General features: G+C 45.1%; 26 protein-coding genes. 3 read left to right on the forward strand and 23 right to left on the reverse strand.

Features of this window, described 5'->3' with window-relative positions; translation table 11 throughout:
- Positions 1-126: 126 nt before the first annotated feature.
- The 4 genes from AC58QC_RS13290 to AC58QC_RS13305 form a co-directional block, all read right to left on the reverse strand.
- Positions 127-1,632 (reverse strand): AAA family ATPase, encoded by a 1,506-nt coding sequence (locus AC58QC_RS13290; protein ID WP_497415630.1) that lies wholly within the window; start codon positions 1,630-1,632, stop codon positions 127-129.
- Positions 1,625-2,161 (reverse strand): hypothetical protein, encoded by a 537-nt coding sequence (locus AC58QC_RS13295; RefSeq protein WP_497415631.1) that lies wholly within the window; start codon positions 2,159-2,161, stop codon positions 1,625-1,627. Before AC58QC_RS13295 ends, AC58QC_RS13290 begins: the two co-directional genes overlap by 8 nt.
- A gap of 147 nt (positions 2,162-2,308) precedes the next feature.
- Positions 2,309-2,797 (reverse strand): cell wall elongation regulator TseB-like domain-containing protein, encoded by a 489-nt coding sequence (locus AC58QC_RS13300; protein ID WP_497415632.1) that lies wholly within the window; start codon positions 2,795-2,797, stop codon positions 2,309-2,311.
- Positions 2,798-2,839: 42 nt separating this feature from the next.
- Positions 2,840-4,138 carry an amidohydrolase gene (locus AC58QC_RS13305; RefSeq protein WP_497415633.1) on the reverse strand — a complete coding sequence of 433 codons (1,299 nt, stop codon included), beginning with the start codon at positions 4,136-4,138 and terminating at the stop codon, positions 2,840-2,842.
- A 258-nt stretch (positions 4,139-4,396) separates the two neighbouring features.
- On the opposite strand from AC58QC_RS13305, the gene AC58QC_RS13310 reads away from it, so the two are divergent.
- Both AC58QC_RS13310 and AC58QC_RS13315 read left to right on the forward strand, forming a co-directional pair.
- A complete protein-coding gene (locus AC58QC_RS13310) occupies positions 4,397-5,023 on the forward strand; it encodes a DUF47 domain-containing protein (RefSeq protein WP_497415634.1) in 627 nt (208 codons plus the stop codon).
- A gap of 61 nt (positions 5,024-5,084) precedes the next feature.
- Entirely contained in the window at positions 5,085-6,086 is a 1,002-nt protein-coding gene (locus AC58QC_RS13315; protein WP_497415635.1) for an inorganic phosphate transporter, read from the forward strand.
- 52 nt (positions 6,087-6,138) lie between these two features.
- On the opposite strand, the gene AC58QC_RS13320 is transcribed toward AC58QC_RS13315, so the two are convergent.
- The 14 genes from AC58QC_RS13320 to AC58QC_RS13385 all read right to left on the reverse strand — a co-directional run bounded on the left by AC58QC_RS13320 (position 6,139) and on the right by AC58QC_RS13385 (position 19,540).
- Positions 6,139-6,759 (reverse strand): redox-sensing transcriptional repressor Rex, encoded by a 621-nt coding sequence (locus AC58QC_RS13320; protein WP_497415636.1) that lies wholly within the window; start codon positions 6,757-6,759, stop codon positions 6,139-6,141.
- Between the two features lie 4 nt (positions 6,760-6,763).
- Positions 6,764-9,622: an ATP-dependent DNA helicase DinG gene (gene dinG / locus AC58QC_RS13325; protein ID WP_497415637.1), complete on the reverse strand. Its 2,859-nt coding sequence runs from the start codon at positions 9,620-9,622 to the stop codon at positions 6,764-6,766.
- 90 nt (positions 9,623-9,712) lie between these two features.
- Complete coding sequence (locus AC58QC_RS13330; protein ID WP_497265826.1) at positions 9,713-10,306, reverse strand: tetratricopeptide repeat protein; 594 nt, start codon at positions 10,304-10,306, stop codon at positions 9,713-9,715.
- An 89-nt stretch (positions 10,307-10,395) separates the two neighbouring features.
- Positions 10,396-10,779, reverse strand: coding sequence for an aspartate 1-decarboxylase (gene panD, locus AC58QC_RS13335; RefSeq protein ID WP_497408436.1), 384 nt, complete (start codon positions 10,777-10,779; stop codon positions 10,396-10,398).
- Between the two features lie 6 nt (positions 10,780-10,785).
- Positions 10,786-11,655, reverse strand: a complete 870-nt coding sequence (gene panC, locus AC58QC_RS13340) for a pantoate--beta-alanine ligase (RefSeq protein ID WP_497415861.1) — start codon at positions 11,653-11,655, stop codon at positions 10,786-10,788.
- Positions 11,656-11,679: 24 nt separating this feature from the next.
- A complete protein-coding gene (gene panB / locus AC58QC_RS13345) occupies positions 11,680-12,534 on the reverse strand; it encodes a 3-methyl-2-oxobutanoate hydroxymethyltransferase (protein WP_497415638.1) in 855 nt (284 codons plus the stop codon).
- Between the two features lie 302 nt (positions 12,535-12,836).
- Entirely contained in the window at positions 12,837-13,805 is a 969-nt protein-coding gene (locus AC58QC_RS13350) for a biotin--[acetyl-CoA-carboxylase] ligase (RefSeq protein ID WP_497415639.1), read from the reverse strand.
- 340 nt (positions 13,806-14,145) lie between these two features.
- Complete coding sequence (locus tag AC58QC_RS13355) at positions 14,146-15,435, reverse strand: CCA tRNA nucleotidyltransferase (RefSeq protein ID WP_497415640.1); 1,290 nt, start codon at positions 15,433-15,435, stop codon at positions 14,146-14,148.
- A 27-nt stretch (positions 15,436-15,462) separates the two neighbouring features.
- Complete coding sequence (gene bshA, locus AC58QC_RS13360) at positions 15,463-16,635, reverse strand: N-acetyl-alpha-D-glucosaminyl L-malate synthase BshA (protein ID WP_497415641.1); 1,173 nt, start codon at positions 16,633-16,635, stop codon at positions 15,463-15,465.
- A gap of 18 nt (positions 16,636-16,653) precedes the next feature.
- Positions 16,654-17,346, reverse strand: a complete 693-nt coding sequence (bshB1, locus tag AC58QC_RS13365) for a bacillithiol biosynthesis deacetylase BshB1 (RefSeq protein ID WP_497415642.1) — start codon at positions 17,344-17,346, stop codon at positions 16,654-16,656.
- Position 17,347: 1 nt separating this feature from the next.
- Positions 17,348-17,767 (reverse strand): methylglyoxal synthase, encoded by a 420-nt coding sequence (locus AC58QC_RS13370; RefSeq protein WP_056614270.1) that lies wholly within the window; start codon positions 17,765-17,767, stop codon positions 17,348-17,350.
- A 25-nt stretch (positions 17,768-17,792) separates the two neighbouring features.
- A complete protein-coding gene (gene dapB / locus AC58QC_RS13375; protein WP_497415643.1) occupies positions 17,793-18,596 on the reverse strand; it encodes a 4-hydroxy-tetrahydrodipicolinate reductase in 804 nt (267 codons plus the stop codon).
- Between the two features lie 37 nt (positions 18,597-18,633).
- The gene (locus AC58QC_RS13380) at positions 18,634-19,137 is read right to left on the reverse strand and encodes a tetratricopeptide repeat protein (RefSeq protein WP_497415644.1); all 504 of its coding nucleotides are present in this window, start codon (positions 19,135-19,137) and stop codon (positions 18,634-18,636) included.
- Between the two features lie 64 nt (positions 19,138-19,201).
- On the reverse strand, positions 19,202-19,540 hold the full coding sequence (locus AC58QC_RS13385; protein ID WP_497415862.1) for a nucleotide pyrophosphohydrolase: 339 nt from the start codon (positions 19,538-19,540) through the stop codon (positions 19,202-19,204).
- Between the two features lie 117 nt (positions 19,541-19,657).
- Here AC58QC_RS13385 and AC58QC_RS13390 point away from each other — a divergent pair, with 117 nt between their 5' ends.
- Positions 19,658-20,530: a YitT family protein gene (locus tag AC58QC_RS13390; protein WP_497415645.1), complete on the forward strand. Its 873-nt coding sequence runs from the start codon at positions 19,658-19,660 to the stop codon at positions 20,528-20,530.
- A 69-nt stretch (positions 20,531-20,599) separates the two neighbouring features.
- Here AC58QC_RS13390 and AC58QC_RS13395 read toward each other — a convergent pair whose 3' ends face one another.
- The 5 genes from AC58QC_RS13395 to AC58QC_RS13415 all read right to left on the reverse strand — a co-directional run bounded on the left by AC58QC_RS13395 (position 20,600) and on the right by AC58QC_RS13415 (position 24,428).
- Complete coding sequence (locus AC58QC_RS13395) at positions 20,600-21,478, reverse strand: sporulation protein YpjB (RefSeq protein WP_497415646.1); 879 nt, start codon at positions 21,476-21,478, stop codon at positions 20,600-20,602.
- Positions 21,479-21,532: 54 nt separating this feature from the next.
- Positions 21,533-22,192 (reverse strand): DUF1405 domain-containing protein, encoded by a 660-nt coding sequence (locus tag AC58QC_RS13400; protein WP_497415647.1) that lies wholly within the window; start codon positions 22,190-22,192, stop codon positions 21,533-21,535.
- A 90-nt stretch (positions 22,193-22,282) separates the two neighbouring features.
- Positions 22,283-23,173: a c-type cytochrome gene (locus tag AC58QC_RS13405; protein WP_497415648.1), complete on the reverse strand. Its 891-nt coding sequence runs from the start codon at positions 23,171-23,173 to the stop codon at positions 22,283-22,285.
- Between the two features lie 20 nt (positions 23,174-23,193).
- Positions 23,194-23,865: a menaquinol-cytochrome c reductase cytochrome b subunit gene (gene qcrB, locus AC58QC_RS13410; RefSeq protein ID WP_029193037.1), complete on the reverse strand. Its 672-nt coding sequence runs from the start codon at positions 23,863-23,865 to the stop codon at positions 23,194-23,196.
- Between the two features lie 17 nt (positions 23,866-23,882).
- Positions 23,883-24,428, reverse strand: coding sequence for a QcrA and Rieske domain-containing protein (locus tag AC58QC_RS13415; protein WP_497265798.1), 546 nt, complete (start codon positions 24,426-24,428; stop codon positions 23,883-23,885).
- Between the last annotated feature and the right edge of the window lie 81 nt (positions 24,429-24,509).

Genomic DNA, 24,509 nt, shown 5'->3' on the forward strand with positions numbered 1-24,509 from the left:
CATACATCTTCCTCACGGAAATTACACATGTTCATCGATCTTATGAAAGCTTCTTAATAAGTATATGTATAATTCATGTTTGAGGTAAAGACAAGAACCGCTGGCCTAATTGGCCAACGGTCATTATTATGCACTTTGAGACACCGAGGCGTCAAATAAGGTACGAAATGTATCTCCTGAGAGAACTTCTTCCTTCATCAAAATAGCAAACGAATGTTCAAACACACCACGTTGTTCTTCTAACATCTTTTTCGTGCGAAGCATTAACGCATCAAGAATAGCTGCATTTTCTTTCATCAACTGTTCCTTCGTCACCATCTCACGATCAATGATCCCTAAGCTCGTAAGACCCGCGTCCATCATGTTGCGAACCATCGAGAGCGATTGTTCGAAATCGTTACGAGAGCCGGTGCTGCGACCGCCGTATATCATTTCCTCCGCCGCTGCTCCACCAAGGGCAATCATAATCTGATCTTCAATATAATCCTTTGTATACAAATAATGATCCTGAGGCGGGTTATGACGTACATATCCTAATGCTTTCCCTCGCGGACTAACGGTAACCTGTGAAACGGATCCTGGACGAACTAGCTCTGCAATAATAGCATGGCCTAATTCATGATACGCCACACGCTCTTTCTCATCGTTCGCTGTTTCTTTATCTGTTCGTTCACCCATCATGACTTTATCGATCGCTGAAGCCAAATGAGGCTGCTCAATAGCTGGCTTATCTTCCCTCATGGCATAAATAGCTGCTTCGTTCAACACACCTTCAAGCTGTGCACCTGAGAAGCCAAAGGTTTGATCCGCTGTGAGATCCAAAGTAACACCTTCTGCAAGCGGCTTGTTCTTGGCATGAATCTGAAGAATTGCAAGACGACCCTTCTTATCAGGCAAATCCACTTCAATATGACGGTCAAAACGACCTGGACGCAGCAACGCACTATCTAGCATTTCCTTACGGTTCGTCGCAGCAACAATTAGAATACGCGGCGCATCATTCGTATGAATTCCATCCATCTCCGTCAACAATTGGTTCAATGTCTGGTCATACTCTCGCTGTTGACCGCCGTCTCGCTTACCACCGATGACATCAATCTCATCAATAAAAATAATGGCGTTATCCTTGCCCTCTTTGACTGCACGTGCTCTTGCTTCTTTAAATAAATCACGTACACGGCTCGCACCTACACCTACATACATCTCAACAAATTCACTACCTGAAGCCGCCATAAAGACGGAGTTCGTATAGTGCGCAGCTGCTTTAGCCATCAAGGTTTTCCCCGTACCCGGAGGACCTGTTAGAAGCAAACCTTTGAGCGGACGAATACCTAGCTTCTTAATTTCTTCATGTTTAATCAAGAAATCGAGTGCTTCCATTAATTCTTTCTTCGCACGATCTTGCCCGCCAATCTCATCAAAGGTTAAGAAAGACGGCGTCCGATTCTTGCTTTTTCGATCTCCGCCGCCTGCAGCTGCCCCGATGCCGCCGCGAGTTTTCATCATATAGAATAATGAAGCGCCTAGGGCACTTACGAAAATAATCGGAATTAAATTTACACCTTGAAATGCTAAAAAAACAAGCAGGACAGGAATAAAACCTATACCTATTTCTTTATATATTTTACTCATTCGGCCACACTCCGATCTGGGAGATTCTTGGCAGCATGATAAATTTCGTGGCATCACCATCTGTTAAGCGAATATATACGTTGTGTTCATCCATTTCACTGTCTACTTTCATACTTGGAACACCATTTGCATACTTCTGTAAGGTTGTTGGAATATCGGCATAATGCTTCGTTTCCATAGCTTGAGCTACCTCAAATAACGCTTTAGACCACCACTGATCCAGCTTATCTGACGATTGATTCTTAACGGAAATGTTCACAGAACGCTTCCCGATAATCGAAGCGCCTTCTTGCTTAATTAGTTCAACAACATTTCGTAAATTAGCGTCAGGCTTTAATGTCACTTCAATATCCACTTGATTGGAAGAAAGCTTAATTGTTGAGTCGGTCACACCTGGTGCAGTACTGATTATATGTGATAATGGATTTTCCATCGCAAAACTTGTATAGGCGAACCAGCCTCCAAAAAGTACTCCGGCCGAAATAATCACGCTCAAGACAACAGGTAAAAGGCGCAGCTTCATCTTCATGGATTCGCGTCCACCTTTCTGTAAAAAGTTATTTTCTTGCCTCAAAAGCTATACGATTAGTATATCACCGCATACACACTCAATGCCTTATGTAAACAGTGGAAACACGAAACCATACTTCCTCCCCATAAAAAAAGCTCAACCTTCTTATTGAAGGCTGAGCCGATACGTATCCAGAAATTTACCGTCTTTGAAGGCATAGTAGTCATAGAAATACCGAGTACCTCTATCATCCTTCGATTTATAAAACACTTCCCAAACATAGTCATTACCTAGCTTACCTGGCATAACCCGCTCGATTTGACTGCTAGGCGCCTTTTTCATAACAGCATCCCGAGCTTGCGCCTCCGTGAAGGCTTCTTCCGTCATCTCTGTATGAACTTCTTGGTCTGACACCCAAGCAATTAAGCTTTGTCCGAGCTTATTTTCCCCATATACAATCTGAAATGCTTCATCACCATAGAAAAAATCAACCTTCGAGGCTTTCGTCATCATACTTCCCTCATAGGCTTTCTCAACAGCTACGCGCTTCTCATCCCAGTGTTCGTTCTGCACATTGAGGTAAAATCGGCTCAGCACAACACCCAGCGTTGCTACAATAAAGATGCCAAGTGTAATCGTTCGCTTCGCATTCATGAACGCGGCGCACCTCCCCATGTCCACTTACTAGGCTAAGCATTAGCCTTTTAGTCTATCAAAGCATAATTCGAATTCACGTTTAATTTTCTCTTCATCTAGTGTTATGCAATCACCTTTACGCACGATCCATTTGCCATCTACACACACATCAACGACATCCTTAGCACAAGCGGAGTACACGATATGTGAGATGAAGTCAGTCTTCGGCAAGAAATGAGGTTGATCAATATCTAATGCAATGAAGTCTGCCTTCATGCCTGTCGCAAGATGACCAACATCATCCAACCAGATCGATTCTGCTCCCATGCGAGTTCCAAGCAACAACGCTTCCTTCGCTGGAATAGCTAATGGATCTCCAGAAACTCCTTTATGAATAAGGGCAGCCAATCGCATTTCTTCAAACATGTCCAAATTATTGTTGGATGCCGCGCCATCCGTACCTAAGGAAACCTTGACTCCTGCGCGCAACAACTCTGGTAAACGCGCAACACCGCTGGCAAGCTTCAAGTTACTGCCTGGGTTATGTGATACACGTACATCATATTGCTTAAGAATAGCAATTTCTTCATCGTTCAAATGAACGCCATGCGCGACCAGCGTAGGTCGTGTGAACACGCCTAGATTTTCCAAGTGAGCAACAGGTCTTGCTCCGTACTGCTCTACATTGCCTTCAACTTCGCGTCGTGTTTCTGACATGTGTGTATGAATAGGAAGATTTAGATCATGTGCAGCCTGAACAATACGCTCAATATAATCTGGTGGACATGTATATGGCGCATGCGGAGACATCATCGTTGTAATTCTTCCGTCCGCTTTACCATGCCAATTCTTAGCGAATTCCGTTGCTTCAATTAGCTTAGCTGTTTGTACGTCTGGCGGACAAAGTCCGATCACACCGCGGGTCAAGACACCACGCATCCCAGAATCTTCAACGGCAAGTGCAACTTCATTCATATGATCGTACATATCAACGAATGTTGTTGTACCCCCTTTGATCATTTCAAGAATCGATAAACGTGTTCCCCATTTGACATCCTGCGAAGTAAATTTCCCTTCCATAGGCCACATTTTCTCTTCTAACCACACTTGCAGAGCCAAATCATCACCGTACCCGCGCAGAAGCGACATTGCGGCATGACCATGCGTATTAACTAGCCCTGGCATGTACAACTTATTAGTACCGTCGATCACTTCATCATAATGTTCAAGAGGTTCTGGAACTTCTTCGCCGATGTATGTAATCTGACTGCCTTCGATAACCATGCAGCCTTTAATGGATGTTGTTGTGTCTTCCTTATTAGTAATAAAAATACCATTCGAAATTAATGTTTTTTTCATAGTAAAAAACCCTCTCTATGCTCATTCTATAAACAGCTAATACTCCATAAACTTTACATCTTCAAGCTTGTAAAATCAAGGAAGCTGATCGCTATTCCTTATCTGTTGATAATTTGTAAATTGTCACGGAATTTTCGTTGCTTTAGCCCTTATGAGTATGATACTTTAAACATTGTGAGTTTTTTCTACAATTTGGTCATATTCGTTTCACAAATTCGTTTAAAAACTTGTACATATAGTAAAAATTAGGAGGATTCTATGACAACGTTATTCACCAGAAAGAACGAAGTCGATTTCTTGCAACTTCTTATCCGTGCTGCAGAGAACGCCTTGCAAACAGCGCAACTGTTTCGTACAGCCATGATGGGTGATAAACCCCCAATTGAGTATGTCAAAGCGATTCATGATCTTGAGCATGCAGGCGACTCCATTACACATGATATCTTTAGAGGTTTGAACAAAGTATTTATCACTCCGATTGATCGGGAAGATATTATGGTTCTGGCTTCGAAGGTAGATGATGTTACCGATGGTATTGAAGCTACGATTGCTCGCTTCGACTATTTGAGTGTTTCCCATACGGATGCCTACATGAAAGATTTCTCAGGAGTTATCGTAGACTCATGTCAACATATGCTTGATGCCTTCAAGCTTTTAGCCAAGAAAAAGTATATGCAAATTCCGGAGCACACCGTTGCTATAAATAAATTAGAGAATGATGGAGATCGGTTGATGCGTGAAGGGATTCGCCAAATTTTTATCACGCGCAAAGATCCGTACGAAGATTTTAAACTCAAAGAAATTTACGAGCGTCTGGAAGAAACGACTGATGCCTGCGAAGATGTTGCCAATATTCTTGACAGTGTAGTACTTCGCTACTCCTAAGACACAAAATGTCTCTGTGTACGAAGAAAGTTTTCCACTTGGAAAACGCTAGGAGGAATTCATGTTAACTTATTTGATAATAATCGTTGCACTTGCCTTGCTATTCGACTTCATCAATGGATTCCACGATACAGCTAATGCGATTGCGACTTCAATTTCCACGCGAGCATTAAGCCCTCGAGTCGCTATTTTCATGGCTGCTTCACTTAATTTTGTTGGGGCTATGGTTTCATCGGAAGTAGCCAAAACAGTAGGCGGAAGTATTGCCAATCCTGCGAAGATCGAGAATGGGGTTGAAGTCGTTATTGCTGCTTTACTTGCGGCAATTATTTGGAACCTGCTTACTTGGTATTTGTCGATTCCCTCATCATCCTCTCATACTCTACTTGGTTCCCTAGCCGGTGCCGTTATCGCAGGAGCAGGATTCAATGGCGTGAATTGGAGCGGCTTTACGCAAATCATAATAATTTTGATTCTATCGCCGATTATTGCTTTCGTTCTAGGTTATCTCATCATGGTATTGATCAAATATATCGTGATTTGGTCCGGTAATACGTCCAGATCTAAGCTAAATCGTGGATTCCGTACGCTTCAAATCCTATCCGCTGGATTATTATCATACTCCCACGGAGGTAATGATGCGCAAAAAGCGATGGGGATTATCGTATTCGGTCTCGTTGCTGCCGGCGTGCAAGACGACTTAAATGTACCGCTGTGGGTTAAAATCGCTGCCGCTCTTGCTATGGGACTTGGTACATCCATTGGTGGATGGCGCATTATTAAAACCGTGTCTGGTAAAATTGTAAAAATTGAACCGATTAACGGTTTTGCTGCCGATTTAACATCTTCGATCGTCATTCAATTCTCAACTTTCATTGGTAAACCATTATCAACAACACATGTTATTTCCTCAGCGATTATCGGAACTGGCAGTGTGATGCGTTTCCATGAAGTCCAATGGGGTACTGTAGGTCGAATGTTAATCACTTGGATCATTACGATTCCGATCTCAATGGTACTAGCTTACTCGCTTTACTTTGCGATTTTCCGCCTAATCATGTAATAATCACAAAGGCACGACCCGCTGAACTTCCGCGTGTCGTGCCTTTTTCATTCTAATCTAGATAGTAGGCTAAGCTCTGAAGCTCTGTCGTAAAATCCGCATAATGGACTCGCACATCAGGTGGTACTTTAATGATAACTGGCGCAAAATTTAAGATGGCTTCGATCCCGCAAGCTACGAATTCATTAGCCACATTTTGTGCTTCCGCGGCAGGCACTGTAATGATACCGATCCGCACGCCAAGCTCAGCCAAAACAAACTTCATTTTATCCATTGGAAGCACCACCAAGTTATTAATAACTTCCCCCGTCTTGGATGGCATCGCATCGAAAAGCGCTACAATTTTCATATCATTTCGTAAGTACGTATTATAATTGCAAAGGGCTCTACCTAAATTTCCGGCTCCTACGAGGGCTACTTGGATATGTCGATCTAACTTAAGAATTTGCCGAATCTTCTCAATCAGATAATTGATATCATAGCCGATTCCTTTTTTACCAAACTCCCCGAAATAAGCCAAATCCTTACGAATCTGAGCAGGATTCAGATCCAGTTTCTGACCCAAATCCTGAGAAGACACGGTTGACACATTGTTCATTTGCAGTTCGTTCAAATAACGCAAATAAATCGGTAATCTGCGGACAACGGCTTCCGAAATTTTCTGTGTTTTCACGTCTTTAGGCTCCCCCCATCCACTGCTCTATCCTCGGTAGCATTTGTTCGCACGTCATATGCTCGATCTTCGGACCAGGCAACGAATAGAGGAAATGCTTGCCATAATACGTTTCAATAACACGTGTATCATAAATGATAACGATCCCTTTGTCAGACGCTCTGCGAACAAGACGGCCAAAGCCCTGTTTAAACCGTATAACGGCCTGCGGCACTGAAAATTTCATGAACGGATTCTCATTCCGTTTCTTAATATTTTCACATTTGGCTTCCACTAACGGATGATTAGGCGGCTGAAAGGGTAGACGAATGATCGCAAGGCAGCTAAGTGCATCCCCTGGAATATCCACACCCTCCCAGAACGAACTGGTGCCCAGCAGCACGCACATTTTGTTATCTTGGAACATGCGGGTCAGCTTGCTACGATTGCCGCTGTCAACGCCCTGTCCAAGCACAGTGATGCCATGTGGAGCCAACTTCTCCTTCATCCCTGCATGGACGAGCTTCAGCATTCGATTCGAGGTGCATAGAACCAGCATTCGGCCTTTCGTCACCTGTGCCACATCACTCAGAGAGTTGATCAGTGCTTCTATGAAAACAGGGTCGCCAGCTCCCTTAATGGTTGGAAAATCTCGCGGAATCACAACCAAGGCTTGCTCACGATAGTTAAAAGGAGATGGCAATTGAACCGTCTTCAGCTTCCCTGACTCTTCGTCCTCTGGAATGGCTAATCCAAGCTGCTCAGCAGAATATTGGAATGACTTATTCACAGAGAGTGTCGCTGAGGTCAGAATGATGCTATCTTTCGTTTCAAAGAAGTGCTGCTGCAGCAAACCGCTAACATCCGTCGGAACTGAATTCAGCTGCACTGATTTGGCCTTTGCATACGTGCCGGCTTCGATCCAGTAAACGTACCCTTCATCTGCCATTTTCATAAAGAAATGAAGCGCATCACGATGGGCGTACAGCTCTTTCACTGTTCCGTTCAGATCGGTCACGAGCCCTTGAACCCCAAGACCATCCTGCTGTTCCTTTAACTCATTTAACAATTTATCCAATGTCCGCAGCAAATCATTCGCGTTCAGATAAATGTTATCCTCCATGATCAGCAGCTCACGCCAGTTGGACGGCAACGTTTCAGGCTTCAATCGCAAAACGTACTGCGAGGTTTCCGATTGCGAAGGATCGCTGCCTGAAGAAACAAGTTCATATAATGCTTCACTTAAACGTTCCCAGTCCTCTTTGATTGAAATAATTTTGGGAAATAATCCATCAATCGTTTGACTCCATGCCGCTGCGCGCTCCCCAGCCTCATCCGATTTCTGTAATCGAAAACGAAGCATCGGAAGCTGCCCGCTTCGATTGTCCTTATACAGCCACAGTAGTGAATGATAGAAAGCCGAAGCATGCAGCTCAATCCCGAGATGCTTACTCGCCACTTCTTCAAAGTGATGCGCCTCATCAATCACAAGGTGCTTGTAAGACGGTAGAAGACGGTTCTCAGCCTTCATATCCGTAAAGAGGAGGGAATGGTTCGTGATGATCACATCAGCCGTATTGGCGTCATTACGCGCTCGATGATAGAAGCACTTCTTGTACCAAGGGCACATTCGGTTTAAGCAGGAATCCGTATCGCTTGCGACAGAGTACCAGAATTGAGCACCTTTGTTCCCAAAGTGCAATTCCTCTTCGTCCCCATGCTCCGTCTCACTTAGCCAAACAACCATTTGCGCTGCGGTGATTGGATCTTCCCTGCCATTCTCATAATCCCGGGTTGTCAGTTTTGTTTCAAATTTGCGCAAGCACAGATAGTGGCTTCTGCCTTTCAGCACAGCCGCTTTGAATGGCACTGGAAAGATTTCTTTTAATAAAGGAATATCGCGCTCCCGAAGCTGTTCCTGCAAATTAATCGTGTGCGTGGACACAACGACTTTCTTTTCGTATTTCAAACCGTAGTAAATCGATGGAATCAAATATCCGAGTGATTTCCCAGTACCCGTTCCCGCTTCGATCATCAAATGCTGATCAGCCTCAAGGGACTTTTCTACTTCCTGAATCATTTGATCCTGAGATTCTCGATCCTCGTATACCTCAAATCGTTGTTGGAGAGCAGATTTCAGACCTTGCTGGAACGCTGTAAAAGAAGTGCCCAACGCTTCCGTTACTTCGTATTCCGAGCGCTGTTCTTCTTCATCACCCCAATCCGTCACATTCAGTGTAAATTGGCGGAAGTAACGATTTGTATCCATATCAACACTTGTCACTGACTCTTTATATAAACAAATCTCATCGAGGAACCATCCTAAATCCGTGTTACCGTTTTCGAAAATCTGATTCAGCCTTTGCACTGTTAAGAGAGGCAAACCCAATAACCGATCCAAACAATGGATCCAAATGAGTGCCGTGACTTCCGCATCGCTGTCAGCCTGGTGTGGTCTTTCATGGTCGATGCCAAACAGGGCTGCTACCATACTTAGCTGGAGGCTAGAGATGGACGGGAATAAGATCCGAAGCATATCCATCGTATCTAGGACTCGTCCTGAGAATGGCGGATATCCTGTTCTCGTAAGGCCTCTTTGAAGGAACGACAAATCAAATGCCGCTTGATGCGCTACTAACACACAATCAAACAAAAGTGGAAACATATCAGACATTACCTGATCGAGTGACGGCGCATCAGCGACCATTTCATTGGTAATCCCCGTTAAGGTTGTAATCGAAGAAGGTATACTAATCCCTGGGTTCACCAGAGAAGTATACCTATCTGTAATTTCAAATTGATCTATGATGACGAGTCCAACCTGAATAATTTCGTCCCCAGGCTGACTTCCTGTCGTTTCAAAATCCAAAACTGCAAATTTCATAACGTCTATCTTCAATCCCTTCGTCCTGCTCTTCTCCTAGCATACCAAATCTGATTAGGAAAAGGGAATACCTTGTTTTGCCGTTTCGGGTTAGGACTCATCCAGATTGATAAGTGGCTCCATACAAGAGGGATCGGTGTGATACGCTTTTTGAAAATATTCGAAAGCCTTCTCTAGATTCTGATTCTGCACTTGAATACAGCCCATTGCGTTATAGGAGATAGCTTTCATCTTTGAATTGTCCGTCAGCGGAAGAAGGAATTTAAAGTGCTGATAAGCATCGCCAAACTCCCCTTTTCGCAGATGTCCCATCGCTAAGTAAACCCGAGCTAACAGGAAATCCGGCTGCCGCTCAATTAACACTTCGAATTCTTTGATAGCTTGATCATACATGTACAGCTTGTAGTATCCTTGGCCGCGCATGAATTCTTCAGTCTGCTTGCCGGATACGTCGAGCTCCATCAGTTCGTCATGTAAGGTTTTGGTACTGATCGGCACCGCCCCATAGAACTTTCCCAGCTTCTCCTCAAAAAGCAGCCACGCCTCGATGAATTCATCACTCATCGTTTTCAGCACTTGCAGTTGTTCGTCAAGCTCCGCCTTTTTCTCCACATCACTGTTCGGATATTCCTTCTGGATTTCTTCCAAAACCTCATTCATTGTGGAAAATAAATGCTTAAACATTTGGCATCCCCACCTTTGCTTCGAAAGCTTACCCTCATTCTTTGTAAACAGAGTCGATTTCATGCATGCATGGTAGATCAGCGCACATCTTACAGAACGGTCGAATGCTCTTCTTCCTTTAGCAACTGGGCAACTGTATTGTTGGCACCCATAATGGCAATCGTTGGATGATGCTTCTTGGCTTCTTCGTCACTCATCATGGCATAAGAAACAATGATAATGGTATCACCTGTTTGAACTAACCTAGCTGCCGCACCATTTAAACAAATTACACCCGTGCCGCGCGGCCCTGGAATAATATACGTTTCAAGACGAGCACCGTTGTTGTTGTTCACGATCTGTACTTTCTCACCTGGCAGCATATCCACGAGGTCAATCAAATCTTCATCAATCGTGATGCTGCCGATATAATTTAAATTCGCCTCGGTAACCGTGGCGCGGTGAATCTTTGCTTTCATCATTGTGCGAAACATAAGACGTCACTTCCTGACTTGTAGAATTAGATTATCAATTAATCGTGTTTTCCCGAACTTCACAGCCAATGCGATAATAAGAGATGAGGTAGAATGGCTATTTTCAAAAGGCTCTAAAGTTGGGTAGGATAGCACTTCAACATAATCGATAACGGCTAATGGTGCCGTTTGTATATGAGCTCTGACTAGTGTTTGAATCTCTAGTGAAGTAAAAGTTGCATCTGTGTGGGTTAGAATGAACTCTTTCGCTTTTTGTAAGGACTGTGACAATACCAACGCTTGCTGGCGCTCCTCCGCCGACAGATAAACATTGCGGGAACTCATAGCTAGCCCATCGTTTTCTCGCAAGGTCGGGCATGGAACGATTTCTACGTCCAGATTAAGATCCTGTACCATTTGCTCGATGACTGCAACTTGTTGCGCATCCTTTAAGCCGAAAAAGGCTTGATCGGGCTTTACGATATGAAATAGCTTGCTAACTACCGTTGCTACACCATCAAAATGACCAGGTCGTGAAGCCCCGCATAATCTCGTGGTAACTTCCGATACACTCACAGTCGTGAGGGTCGGTGATGGGTACATTTCGTCAACAGATGGCATGAACACAATATCTACACCCGCGGCCTCTGCAACAGCCAAATCGCGCTCCGCATTGCGCGGATACCGTTCAAAATCCTCACCAGGACCAAACTGCAAAGGATTTACAAATATACTTAACACAACCAATCCACTTTGGGAACGAGCTTTTTTGAGAAGACTGGCATGCCCTTCATGTAAAAAGCCCATCGTCGGCACGAAGCCGACGGATTGATCATTTTTGCGACGATAATCTTTGATACGTGATCTTAAATCGGCAATTGTCTGTACAACTTCCATTGTGTGGATCGCTTCCATGGCCAATCACTCCTTATCGCCGTATAGATATTGAACAACATCGTTATCCATATGAAATGTATTTTCTTGCGCCGGGAACGTCCGCGCCTTCACTTCTTTCACATATTCGCCAATACCTGTACGGATAGTTTCCCCGATATTTGCATAGGCTTTAACAAACTTTCTGGGAGCACTGTCAGAACCATACTGCAACAGATCATGATACACAAGTACTTGCCCATCACAATGCACACCAGACCCAATGCCAATCGTAGGAATCGAAAGCTGCTTCGTAATCCATGCCGCCAATTCATCCGTCACGAGCTCAAGTACAACCGCGAAAGCTCCAGCCTCTTCGATTGCCTTCGCATCACTCAGAAGCTTCTTCGCTTGCTCCGAGCTGCGCCCTTGAACACGGAAACCGCCCAATTGGTGTACCGACTGTGGCGTTAAGCCCAAATGGCCAACGACAGGTACGCCTGCATCTGTAATCGCTTTGACCGTAGCTGCGATCTCCGCGCCACCTTCTAGTTTAACCGCCTTAGCTCCGCCCTCACGCATCAAACGTCCTACGCCTTGCAAAGTAGCGTCCAAGCTGCCGTGGTAGGTTAAGAAGGGCATATCAGCGACGACAAACGTATTCGCGGCACCACGCACCGCAGCACGTGTATGATACACCATATCGTCCAGTGTAACTGGTAACGTGGAATCATACCCTAGCACGACATTCCCAAGTGAATCTCCAACTAGAATCACATCAATACCAGCTTCCTCTGACAATCGTGCTGAGGGATAATCGTAGGCCGTCACCATCGTAATCGGTACGCCATCTTGCTTCATTTTTCTCATCCTTGCTGTCGTTAGCGCCTTCCGTTGTTCCACAGTAATCCCAGCTTCCTCATATAAAATAAAAAACCTTTTAGCTAAGAGCTAAAAGGAGCGCATGCAGAAAGAATCAATGATCCCTCTGTCTCGGTCCTATAAGGCTCAGAGCAGAATCCAACATCTTGTTTCGGGTTATTTCATTGTCGTGGTAAGAACCGTCCGTGTATGGTTGAGGCCATTCAGCAGTAGTTATTACGTGATCAATGCAAGATCAGCTACAAGTGCAGTTCCTATAAGGATACCGCCTTATACTTCTATTATACCAAAGCTTGCTCCTAGAGGATACCCTTTATCTCCCACTACTTGAGCTCGATATCACCTGAATAGATTTTTATCCGCTCGCCTGCTGAGGTAATCACCGTCAACGCACCCGTATCATCTAAAGAATCCGCGATCCCTTCAATAAACCCAGCTGGTGTTTGAGTCCGAATCGGTCTCTTCAGCGTCACGCTCAAAGCCTCCCACAATAGACGAATTGGGGCGAAGCCCTTCTCTAAGTAAAGGGCATACATTTCCTCGAATTCCAAAAGAAAAGCTTGTACTAAGCCCTCACGCGAAACCTCACCGCCGGACTCAATGGCCAAAGAAGTTGCAATTGCACGCAGCTCTTCCGGATAGTCCTCCGCTAACAAATTCACGCTAATGCCGATCCCAGCGATAACATACTTCAGGCGCTCATCCTCACCGCTGCTTTCAAGCAAAATCCCACTGACCTTTTTCCCATGAATCAGAAGATCATTAGGCCATTTAATGCCGATCTCGACTTGGCATACTTTTTGAATCGCACGACACAGAGCAACAGCACTAAGCAGGGTTAACTGCGGCATGAAATAGACAGGAATTCGCGGAGTCAGAATAAGACTCATCCATATCCCCTTACCCGACGGAGAATGCCAGCTACGCCCCATTCGGCCTCTTCCTGCTGTCTGCCTTTCCGCAAGCACAATCGTGCCTTCTGTCGCCCCTGAAGCGACCAGCTTATGCGCAATTATCTGAGTGGAGTCAACTTCGTCATAAATATGTACTTTCTGGCCGAGCACTTTTGTTTTCATCCCATGCATCAGCTCGCTGAGGTTCCACTTCGCTGGCTTACTAATCAATCGATAACCTTTGCGCGAAGCGGCTTCGAATTCATAGCCTTCCGCACGGAGCTCCTCGATGTGCTTCCAAATCGCAGTTCGGCTCACACCGAGCCTCCGACTGATTTCCGCTCCCGATACATACGTCTCCGGAAACTGCTCAAAAAGCTCTAAAATTCGTTCATTCATACGACTTCACTCGCAATCATTTAGTGGTCTATAGGCAACAACACTTACATTTCACAAACCGACTGCATACTTCAACACTCACATTTCGCGAGCCGACTGCAGATTAACTGTATTTAATACAGCTAATTTGAAGGGAAATGCCGATTTATATCAATTTAACTGGATTTTATGAAGTTAATTTCATCCTTACCGTTCATTTTCGCCATATTCGAAAAATTTAACTGGCGTTTTTCCAGTTAATCACGTTTCTTTACGAAAATATAGAGAAATAGATGTAATTTTTCCAGCTATTTAGTAAAAAAGTTACTCAAGTGGATAAAAGAAAAACCGCACAGCGCTGCTACTTCGCAGCCTGCGCGGCGTGAATAAGAGCCTCGCGCTCATTCGGGATTTCCCCGAGCGCGGCACGCTCGAGCAGATCCTGCAGCAGCACGCCCATCCACGGGCCCGGCTGCCGGTCAAGTGCCACCGCCACATCCTTGCCGGATATGGCGAGTTCCTTCAGGCTGAAGCAGGGGACCTCCTTCAGCCAAACCTCCCCGCGCCGCAGCAGCGCCGGCGCAGTCTCAACCAAGAAGCGCGACAACTCGCCGCGCTTCCCTGGGGCCTGCGGCAGCTCGCGCAGCAGCCGCAGTAACGCGCGGGCTGCTGCATCGCCGCGGCGCACCGCGCCAAGCTTCCAGACCCGCTCCAGCGGAGCCGGGTCTTCAACACTCACCTGCGCGGCGACAGCCTCGCACAGGGCAAGCACTTCCGCGACCGCCGCGACGTCCGCGCGGGAGAAGGTCAGTTCCTGGAGAGCCGCGCGGACAACGTCCGCTGGCACCTCCAGGAGCATCAGCAGCATGGCCCAGCGGTCATGCTGCCCATCCAACGCGCTGACAGCGTCCAGCGTGTCATCCCAGGCGAGCCAGGCCTCAAAAGGCAGCGGAAGCTGCTTTTTGAGGTAGGCCAGGAGGCCGCTCGCCAGTATCAGCCGCACAGCCCGAGCAGGGGCTGGGCCTTCAACCATGCGCTGCAGCTCGCTGCGCACGCGCTCCATGGCAATGTGGCGCAGCAATGGCGCATTCGCCAGCAGCGCCTGCCAAGTGCTAGCCTCGATCTCTAGACCGTAGGTCGAGGCGAAACGAATGCAGCGAAGCATACGCAACGCATCTTCGCCAAATCGTTCCTCCGCAATACCTACGCAGCGGAGGACCCCAGCGGACAGATCCTCCTGTCCGCCAAACGGATCCTGCAGAACGCCTGCCCCATCCATGGCCATCGCGTTCATCGTGAAATCCCTTCGTTTCAAATCCTCGGTTAAATCCGAAATATAGGACACGGAGGCCGGGCGCCGAAAACCTTCGTACGCATCCTCCTTACGAAAGGTTGTAACCTCATAGGTGCTCTGAGCTATCAGAACCGTCACTGTGCCGTGTTGAAGGCCAGTCGGTACCGTACGTTGGAACAACTGAATAACTTGTTCAGGCAGCGCTGAAGTAGCAATGTCGATATCTTTGATAGCCCGTTTGAGAACAGCATCTCTCACACAGCCGCCAACCAGATACGCTTCATACCCAGCCTCTGTTAACTTCGCAAGAACAGCACTTGCTCCAGCATCATTTATGTTCATTTTACTTGCATCCAATGTAGTTCTCCTAGCTAGCTCGCATCCTTACTGACAGGACGAGGCTGAAATGCGATGTGATTCAGGGAGCTCTCTCCCTAACACGCGATAATAAATTTCTTCGTATTGAACCGTGGTAATATCGTTACAGAACGTATACCGCGCGCGATTCAAACAGTTTTGCGCGATTTGTTCGTACAACACTTGATTTTTCAACAGATTAATCGCGTAGGTGGCCATTTGGTCCGTATCGCCTACTTCAGCTAAATATCCTGTCTCACCATGTGTAATTAGCTCAGGAATTCCCCCGGCATTGGATCCAATTGTTGGCACACCGCAAGCCATCCCTTCCAAAGCGACAAGTCCGAAGCTTTCTTTCTCAGAAGGCAGCAGCATGAGGTCTGCAAGAGAAATGACTTGTGCCACATCATCCTGCTTGCCGCAGAACGTTACTTTATCCGAGAGACCTAGTTCCTTCACCTTCGAAATCATTTTCGAAAGATCCGGACCTTCCCCAACAAATAAAAGTCGAGACGGCACTTCCTTGCTAACCTTTGCGAATATATCTACAACATCCTGCACACGTTTCACTGGGCGGAAATTGGAAATATGGATAAGGATTTTCTCATCCGGTCGCGCGAATTCGCTTCTCAATTTCGATATATCTCGCGGGTAGTACACCCGTTTATCAACAAAGTTATAGGTCAGATCAATATCCCGATCAATGGCAAGTAATTCCCGTGTTTCTTTAATCAGATCCTTAGAAACAGCTGTAACGGCATCACTTTCATTGATCGCATATCGAATGAGATCCGAAATGGATTGATCCTGCCCCAGTACCGTAATATCGGTTCCGTGCAGTGTTGTAACAACCTTGAGGTTCGTACCTACCATTTGCTTCGCAAGTAAAGCACAAACAGCATGAGGAATCGCATAATGCACGTGCAGTAAATCAAGCTCTTCCATTTTGGCAACCTGAGCTAATTTACTTGCAAGTGAAAGGTCATACGGCGGATAACGGAAGACATAATATTGACTGACTTCCACTTCATGATAAAAAATGTTTTTATGAAATTTACCCAAACGAAACGGCATGCTGTGTGTAATAAAGTGAACCTCGTGTCCTTTTTCAGCAAGCAGCTTACCAAGCTCTGTCGCAACAACGCCTGAGCCGCCTAGCGTCGGATAACATGTAATACCTATCTTTAATTTATCTTTCATCTCCACACCTCTTTCCGATCAATCAAAATGTTCTATCACCAAAGGGAGTTTGGATACGAACCCTTCCGCGTACGTCAATTGACGCTTTTGACCCATGAGACGATCACGAGCTTCTACACGTTCGACATAACCTTGATTGAGTGGCGTCGCAACCGTGCCTGCACCTGTTACGAATTGTGACCGGTACGCACGCAGTGCTGCCATTTTTTTATCGTAAGTATCTGTTACATCTACAATTGCATTAGCTTCATACACATCATTAATAAAATAAAAAAAGAGTTGCTCCACATTCACAGCTTCGGAGTCAGGTAAATATTTACGCAGCTTTGCATTGAAGACAGCTTCTTGAACAAGCGTTGAACACGCAATATGATCGGGATGGCGGTCTTGCCAATACGGCGCGAATACAATTCTAGGACGAAACTTTCTAATCTCTTGTGTAATTCGTTCGATGTTAGCTGCGGTGACGAATAAACCGCGATCGGGTAATCCAAGATTCGTCCGGGCTGCAACCCCTAGGATCATCGCAGCTTCGGCGGCTTCTTCTAGCCTAGTCTCCACAGTACCATTGGATGACATTTCGGCATAAGTCAGCTCACAGAGTCCAACACGAAGCCCGCGCTGCGTATGTTTGGCAATGGTGGCTCCCATCCCAATCTCAGCATCATCTGCATGGGCACCAAATATGAGAATATCCAGATGTTCACTCATCTTATTCAATACCTGGCTTATATTTATGTACGAGTTCTCTCCAAGCAAAATCTCCGCGATCCAGCGCTCTTACAAGTAGCTCAGCTGTCGCAATATTCGTGGCACATGGAATTCCCTGTACGTCACAAAGGCGCAACAAAGCGATAATATCAGGCTCATGCGGTTGAGCCATTAAAGGGTCACGCAAAAAGATGATCAAATCCATTTCATTTTCTGCAACCAACGCACCTATCTGCTGATCCCCACCAAGTGGCCCTGACATAAATCGATGAATATTTAATTTCGTATTGGCCATGATTCGTGTGCCTGTCGTGCCAGTTGCATATAGTTTGTGACCCTCGAAAACATGCTCATAGGCAGTTACGAAATTCACCATCTCATCTTTTTTCCGATCATGGGCAATAAGTGCGATGCTTAACATCTGACTTCCACTCTCCTAGGGGTCTTTAATCTATAAAATGCTCAAATCCATAAATCATTCCGGTATATGTCATCACTTTACGAACCGCTATCGCTACACCTGGCATGTAGGCAGCACGATCATAAGAGTCATGTCGAATTTTAAGCGCTTGACCCTGCTCTGCCATAATAACTTCCTGTTGTGCAAATATCCCTGGCAAACGCACACTATGTATTCTGAATCCATTGTAATACCCACCGCGTGAACCTTCAATTGTTTCTTCTTCTTTCGGATTACCTTGCTTAATTTCTTCACGCACTTCAGAAATAAGCTCAGCCGTCTTCACAGCTGTTCCAGAGGGAGCGTCCAGCTTTTGATCACCGTGGTATTCGATAATTTCCAAATTCGGAAAATATTTCGAAGCTTGGGCGGCAAATCTCATCATAAGAATAGCCCCAATGGAGAAATTCGGTGCAATTAAGCCGCCAATTTGGCTATCTCGGCATAGCATGTCCAATTCAGCTATTGCCTGAGGGGTGAAACCCGTGGTCCCCATCACGGGGCGAATCCCTAGGCGAATCGCAAGATTTGTATGTGAAACCGCTGTTTGCGGCCCTGTAAAATCAACTAAAACATCCGGTTTAGATTCTATAAGTGTCTTCTCGATGTCGTTCCCCATCAGGATACCGCATTCTTCCATCCCAACCATTTTCCCCAGATCAATTGGACCGGAGGTACGACTGACCCCTGCAACTAATTCCATATCGGATTCACGCAGTACGGTCTTTACGACCTCCCGCCCCATTCTTCCACTTGCACCGATGACTGCTACTCGTATTCTACGCTCCATATTGTGACGATCTCCTTTATTTTTGTTTCGGGCCTATCTAAGTTTTCAACTTATTTTGATACATCGCTGCATGTTGCTTGGCGAGCTCGTGATGTGGCTCTAAACGAACTGCCTCCATGACAGTTTGATAAGCTCTTGTATAATCTTTTCGCATGGCGAAGGCTTCACCTAGAATAAGATACGCTTCAATCGCAAGTGGATCAAGCACTATCGCTTCTTTCAGCAGGAAAATAGCTCGTTCCGCGTGCGCAGACTGATTATTGAGTTGTCTTCTGGCTTGTTCAACCAGCTCGCGTGCATTCAACACTTGCAAATGAAAGCGAAACGCCTCATTGGTCGGCTCTAGTTCAATTGCTCTTGAAGCATGTTCCACCGCTTTGATCAGCTTATTACTTCTCGCGAAAGTAATGGAAAGCTTGTGGTGATAGGCAGCATTGTTTGGTTCTTCAGCTATCGCTTTTTCAAACCATTCAATGGCTTTTTCAAAATCATGCCCAAGTATGGATTCGTATGCTTTCTGTATTTGATTTTCTCCATTCATCTGCCCATCCTCCTTTGCCATAAGCGGTTTTCCCGATTAGTGGGGATGGTTTAGTTTATGAAGGTCAGGTAGTTTCGGTGTTAATTTTAGTCCAACGCCCTGCATCGCGGGTATTAAACTTATGCATAATTTTGTCATGAGCCTCGGTCAAATCAATGCCTAGTGAATTAGCAAAACAGATCGTGATGAACAAAATATCACCTAGCTCCAGTTCGATCGAGTTGTCCGCTTCTGTACTCTTTTTCGGCTTTTCACCGTAAGAATGATTCACCTCGCGCGCCAATTCACCGACTTCTTCCGACATTCTTGCCAGCATCGAGAGAGGACTGAAATATCCTTCCTTGAACTGGGAAATATAAGTATCAACCTCTTGTTGCAGGTCTTTAAGTGTACGTTCTGACATCGGCATCCTACTTTCCATCATCTTCACAAAGGTTATCCTCCTTATGTTAAACTAAACGAGAAAAGTTGACAAATTTTTTGTGAGATAAGTAAGTATCTTAAGCTTGGAGGAATAAGCATGATTTTCAAAGAAAGGTTTGCCGATCAATTCCTTAATGTGCTGGGAATCCTGATTGGAACCGCGATTTATGCGTTTGGTTTGCATTATTTTGTCATTTCGAATGAGCTAATGGAAGGCGGATTAACAGGTATTTCCCTTTTGCTCAAATACGTGTTTAATGTCCCCCCATCGTACTCAACGCTGATCTTTAATATCCCTTTATTCTATTTAGGATGGCGTAATTTCGGTAAAGGTCCCATGCTATATACGATCTTTGGTGTAGTGTGCCTGTCGTTCTTTCTTTGGGTCATGGAATGGTTGATTCACATGGGATGGATCATCCCTTTTCACACTACACAGGATTATTTCCTAGCAACTCTCTATGCTGGGATTACTCTTGGAACAGGACTTGGGCTTGTATTCAGATTTGGAGGAACAACAGGTGGTTCTGATATCTTAGCTCGCATTGGTCATAAAAAAAGAGGCTGGAGTGTCGGACAAGTCATCCTTTTTATCGATGTCGTCGTTATTGGCTCTTCATTCATTTATCTACCCAAAGAAAAGGTACTCTACTCTCTAGTTGCTGTTTTCGTCACTTCACGAATTATTGATTACATATCGGAAGGCGCTATTGCAGCGAAAGCTTTTACTATTATCAGTGAACAACCAACTGTCTTAGCCGAGTCCATCACCAAAGTCCTAGATCGCGGAGTGACTCTCTTCCCTGCAAGAGGTGCCTACTCGGGTAACACCAAAGAAGTCGTCTATTGTGTCGTATATCGCCATGAAACAAGGCGACTTCGCGAGTTAATCCATGCCGTTGATCCACGCGCGTTCATTATTGTTGGGGATGTGCATGAGGTCATAGGAGAAGGGTTTAAAACACATTAAGAACCTTATGCCTGATTATGCAAAAAGTGGGTTAAGCAGCTCTATCAGAGCTTACTTAACCCACTTTTTTTATCTATTTTCACTTTCCTTTGCTTGCTTGACAGGAACGATATGTCGTCCCGATTGGTACATTCGCCAACCAACATAGGATAAAACACCTACAATAATGACTCCCATGCTGAGCGACCAGATGATCGGTTGATTCGGATCTGTGAAGGGCACGTAGGCCAGTGCATCTTTGTGTTTCATAAAGAGCTCATCCAGCACCAGATTCAAATTAACGATGCCAGCTTCTAGCTGTCTAATCGGCATTGGCTTTGTATTCACATTTGTTCTTAAGAAGACGACTAATGAATCTAACTTCTCAACTGAAGAAGCATCGCGGCTTATGATGAGTGAAGGATGAATAATGGCGATATGCTGTGATAGCTTACCGAATTCCTCGATCGCTTCCTGCTGCTTATTTGCCTTTATGTGTTGGCTTAGCATTTGACTATCATTTTGCAGCACTTTATAGTACTGCAGCCACATCGGCTGGTTCTTATGCGAAAGTGCATCGGTTGCCAGCCGTATTTTGGCGACTGCTATTTGCCCTTCAGCAGGAGAATAATTGGCTGCATTATAAACCCGTTTTGCCCCAGTGACGGTTTCTGTCAACGCATTCAAGCCTTCAACGGACGTAATTCCTTCAAATGAAATTTTCGGAATTTGATCAGATAGTTGAATCAGCTTATTTCTTGCTTCGGCAATTTGTCCAGACATCGTCATTGTGTACATTTCTTCCGCAATTTGATTCAAAAATGAGATCCGCTCAATTTGAGCAGGGTCTATTGGTTTACTAGCTTGTCCTACTGTATGTTGGTTTGCTCCGCAAGCCGCAAGTATACAAAGAACAACGCCGAGTACAAACGTTCCGGCTATCACTCTTATTGTTCTACCGAAAAACATGGGACATCCCCTCCTTCACCATCATCATATGGAGGTTTGTCCCTGTTTAGACCATCAAGAGTTAGCTTTCATCATTCTTTTCTCTCTTACCATTAGACTTGTAATCGCAATCCAGATTCCAATGATACTCAAGCATATTGTGAAAAATTGAATCGTACTCAAGTAAGGATGAAGCTCTCGCTGTAACCTTGGAAAGACTCCTTTTTCATAGTCCATGAAATCGTTCCAGAACGTCCATATCGCCACCAGTACAATGGCAGGCAGTCGGAAAGAAAACCAGCGAACATATAACAGCGCTTCCACGGCCATCGCCAAATGAGACGCTGTTAACATCCATCCATCCCAACCAACGGTCGCTCCCTGCGAAGCACCTGCCCAAATCATTGTAACTGCCCAAATGCCATACTTAAATGAAGTGATGAGTCCGAATGCTTCAATGAAGCCGCGTATCGCTTTAGAAAGCTTACTGGATGGTCTATTTGAGGATTGATCCAATAACAAATAACCAACTGAAAGTGTGAAAAACAAGCTTGCTGTCGGACTATCAGGCACAAAAAACACATACCACACTGGACTTTCAGCAATGGTGTCTACCATTTGTATCCAGTACCATTCATAGCCATAAACAGTCCCTAGCAAATTGCTAATGAAAAGCAACCATAGCATTTTTTTACTAAGTAAGAAGTCTCTGCTCCACAAATAGGAAACGGACATGTAGGCTCCTCCTCAAGAATCAAGTTTGAAACGTAGACAGTCTCAAATTTTCAAAAAAAACCTGATCACTTTCGCGACCAGGTTCCGTTGTTATTGAGTTTTTTGTTTGGATAACCAATCAGCCAATTTATCAATATCGGCGTCTGTTAATCCTTTATCAATATTAGGCTTATACATGGCAGGCATGTTACCTTTACCATTTTTGATGATACCCATAATGTCTTCCTTCGTATGTGCATCGCCTACACCTAACAAAGCAGGTACGCCAGAAGCTGGCATTCCTTTTAATTGCGCACCATGACAAGCTAAGCAAGTTGCTTTCGCATAAATCGCAGCACCTGGATCATCAGCAGCAACGATTGCAGCAGCTTTTTTCGTTTCTTTCTTAGCGCCTGCACCACCAGCAGCACCTTTGTTCGCGTGCATTTCTTCTTCACGCTTAATGTGCTCTGGAATAATATTTTTCTCTTTAAGCTCGACTTGGTAATGTCCCCAAGACGTGTACGTTAAGTATGTACAAGCGATCAAAGATAAAATCATAAGGCTAGAAGCAATTGGTCTTCTATAGAAGCGACGCTCTTTACCTGTATCCAAGAATGGAGCCAGCAATAAACCGCCAAATAGTAAACCTGGTACTACAACCGCTCCAAGAACAACGTAATCACCCGATGTGTATGGATACTTCAGCAATTGATACATGAACAAGAAGTACCAGTCTGGCATCGGAATAAATGCCGTGTTCTTCGGATCCGCAGGATAACCTAACGGAGCTGGGTCGGACATGACTAGTACTAGCATACCGACCAAGACAACGACACCAACCATCCATTCTTTCAACAAGAAGTTGGGAATGAAGGCTTCTGATTTACCTGGGTAAGCAGAGTAATCTTTAGGAATGAGTCGTTGTTCTTGCGTTTTCTTAATTACGCGGGAATCCCCTACGTAAACGATTTTTTCATCAGACTTATGACCATGCGCCACGCTATTCGCCCCTCCCTAAATTATAGCGGTCCGGAAATACCTTGTTTGCGAATCATGAAGAAGTGTCCGGCAAGCAAAGCGAGCAGAACGCCAGGCAGGAAGAACACATGAATAGCAAAGAATCGTGTTAGTGTTTGTGCACCAACAATGCTTCCGCCTTGCAGCAATGTTTCGATGTACGGACCAGCAAATGGTACCGCTGCTGCAATTTTCATACCTACTTGTGTTGCAAAGTAAGCTTTGTTATCCCATGGAAGCAGGTATCCCGTAAAACCAAGACCTAACATAACGAAGAAAATGAGCATGCCTACTACCCAGTTCATTTCACGTGGAGCTTTGTAAGATCCTGTGAAGAACACGCGCAGGGTATGTAAGAACATCATTACGATAACTAAACTAGCTCCCCAGTGGTGCATACCTCTGACGATAACACCGAAAGCTACTTTATGTTGTAAGTAATCAACACTTGCATACGCATTGATAATATCAGGTGTGTAGTACATTGTTAGGAACATACCTGACAAAATTTGAATTACTGTGATGAAAAACGTCAATCCGCCAAAACAGTAGACGAATGCGGAAAAATGATGAGCAGGGTTAACGTGTTCTGGTACCTCGTGATCCGCTACATCCCTCCACATAGGCGTAATATCAAGACGTTCGTCAATCCAGTTGTATACGTTTTTAAACATCTGATCGTGACGCCCCCTTATACTCTAGTGTTAGCATGCAGTTGTCCAACATACACGAAACCATTCTCTACTTTTGTTGTGTATTCGTCTAGCGGTTTAGGTGCTACAGCAAGGTTCTTGCCGTCTTGCGTATAGTGCGCACCATGACATGGACAGAAATACTGATCTTTGTAAGCAGGGTTATCGTTCCAGTTAACCGTACAACCAAGATGCTTACAAGTTGGATTTAACGCAAAGAGAGCACCTTTGCTGTCTTTGGAAATCCATGCTACCAACTCAGCATCACTTTCGTACCAGCCATCTACTTGATGGACTTGGAACGTAAACGCTTGTGGAACATTCGTAATTTTACTTTCTTCGACAACTTTAACCCAGTCCGATGCTGCTTTAGACTGAAGGACTGGATCAACGGCAAAACGAATCATCGGAATGATAATTCCTGCTGCCATGAATCCACCAGCGCCACCAAGGGTATAAGAAAGAAATTGTCGACGAGACATTTCGCGTTTGGTCCCGGGTTTCTTCCCATGCTGTTTTTCATTGTGATTGTTATGATCACTCATTCTCAGGTCTACCCTCCTACATTGGCCAAAGTCCGAACCCTCTCGAACATCAGCTACCTCTATCACGTGTCGTTCGACATT

This window comes from Paenibacillus sp. J22P51 (assembly GCF_059692215.1).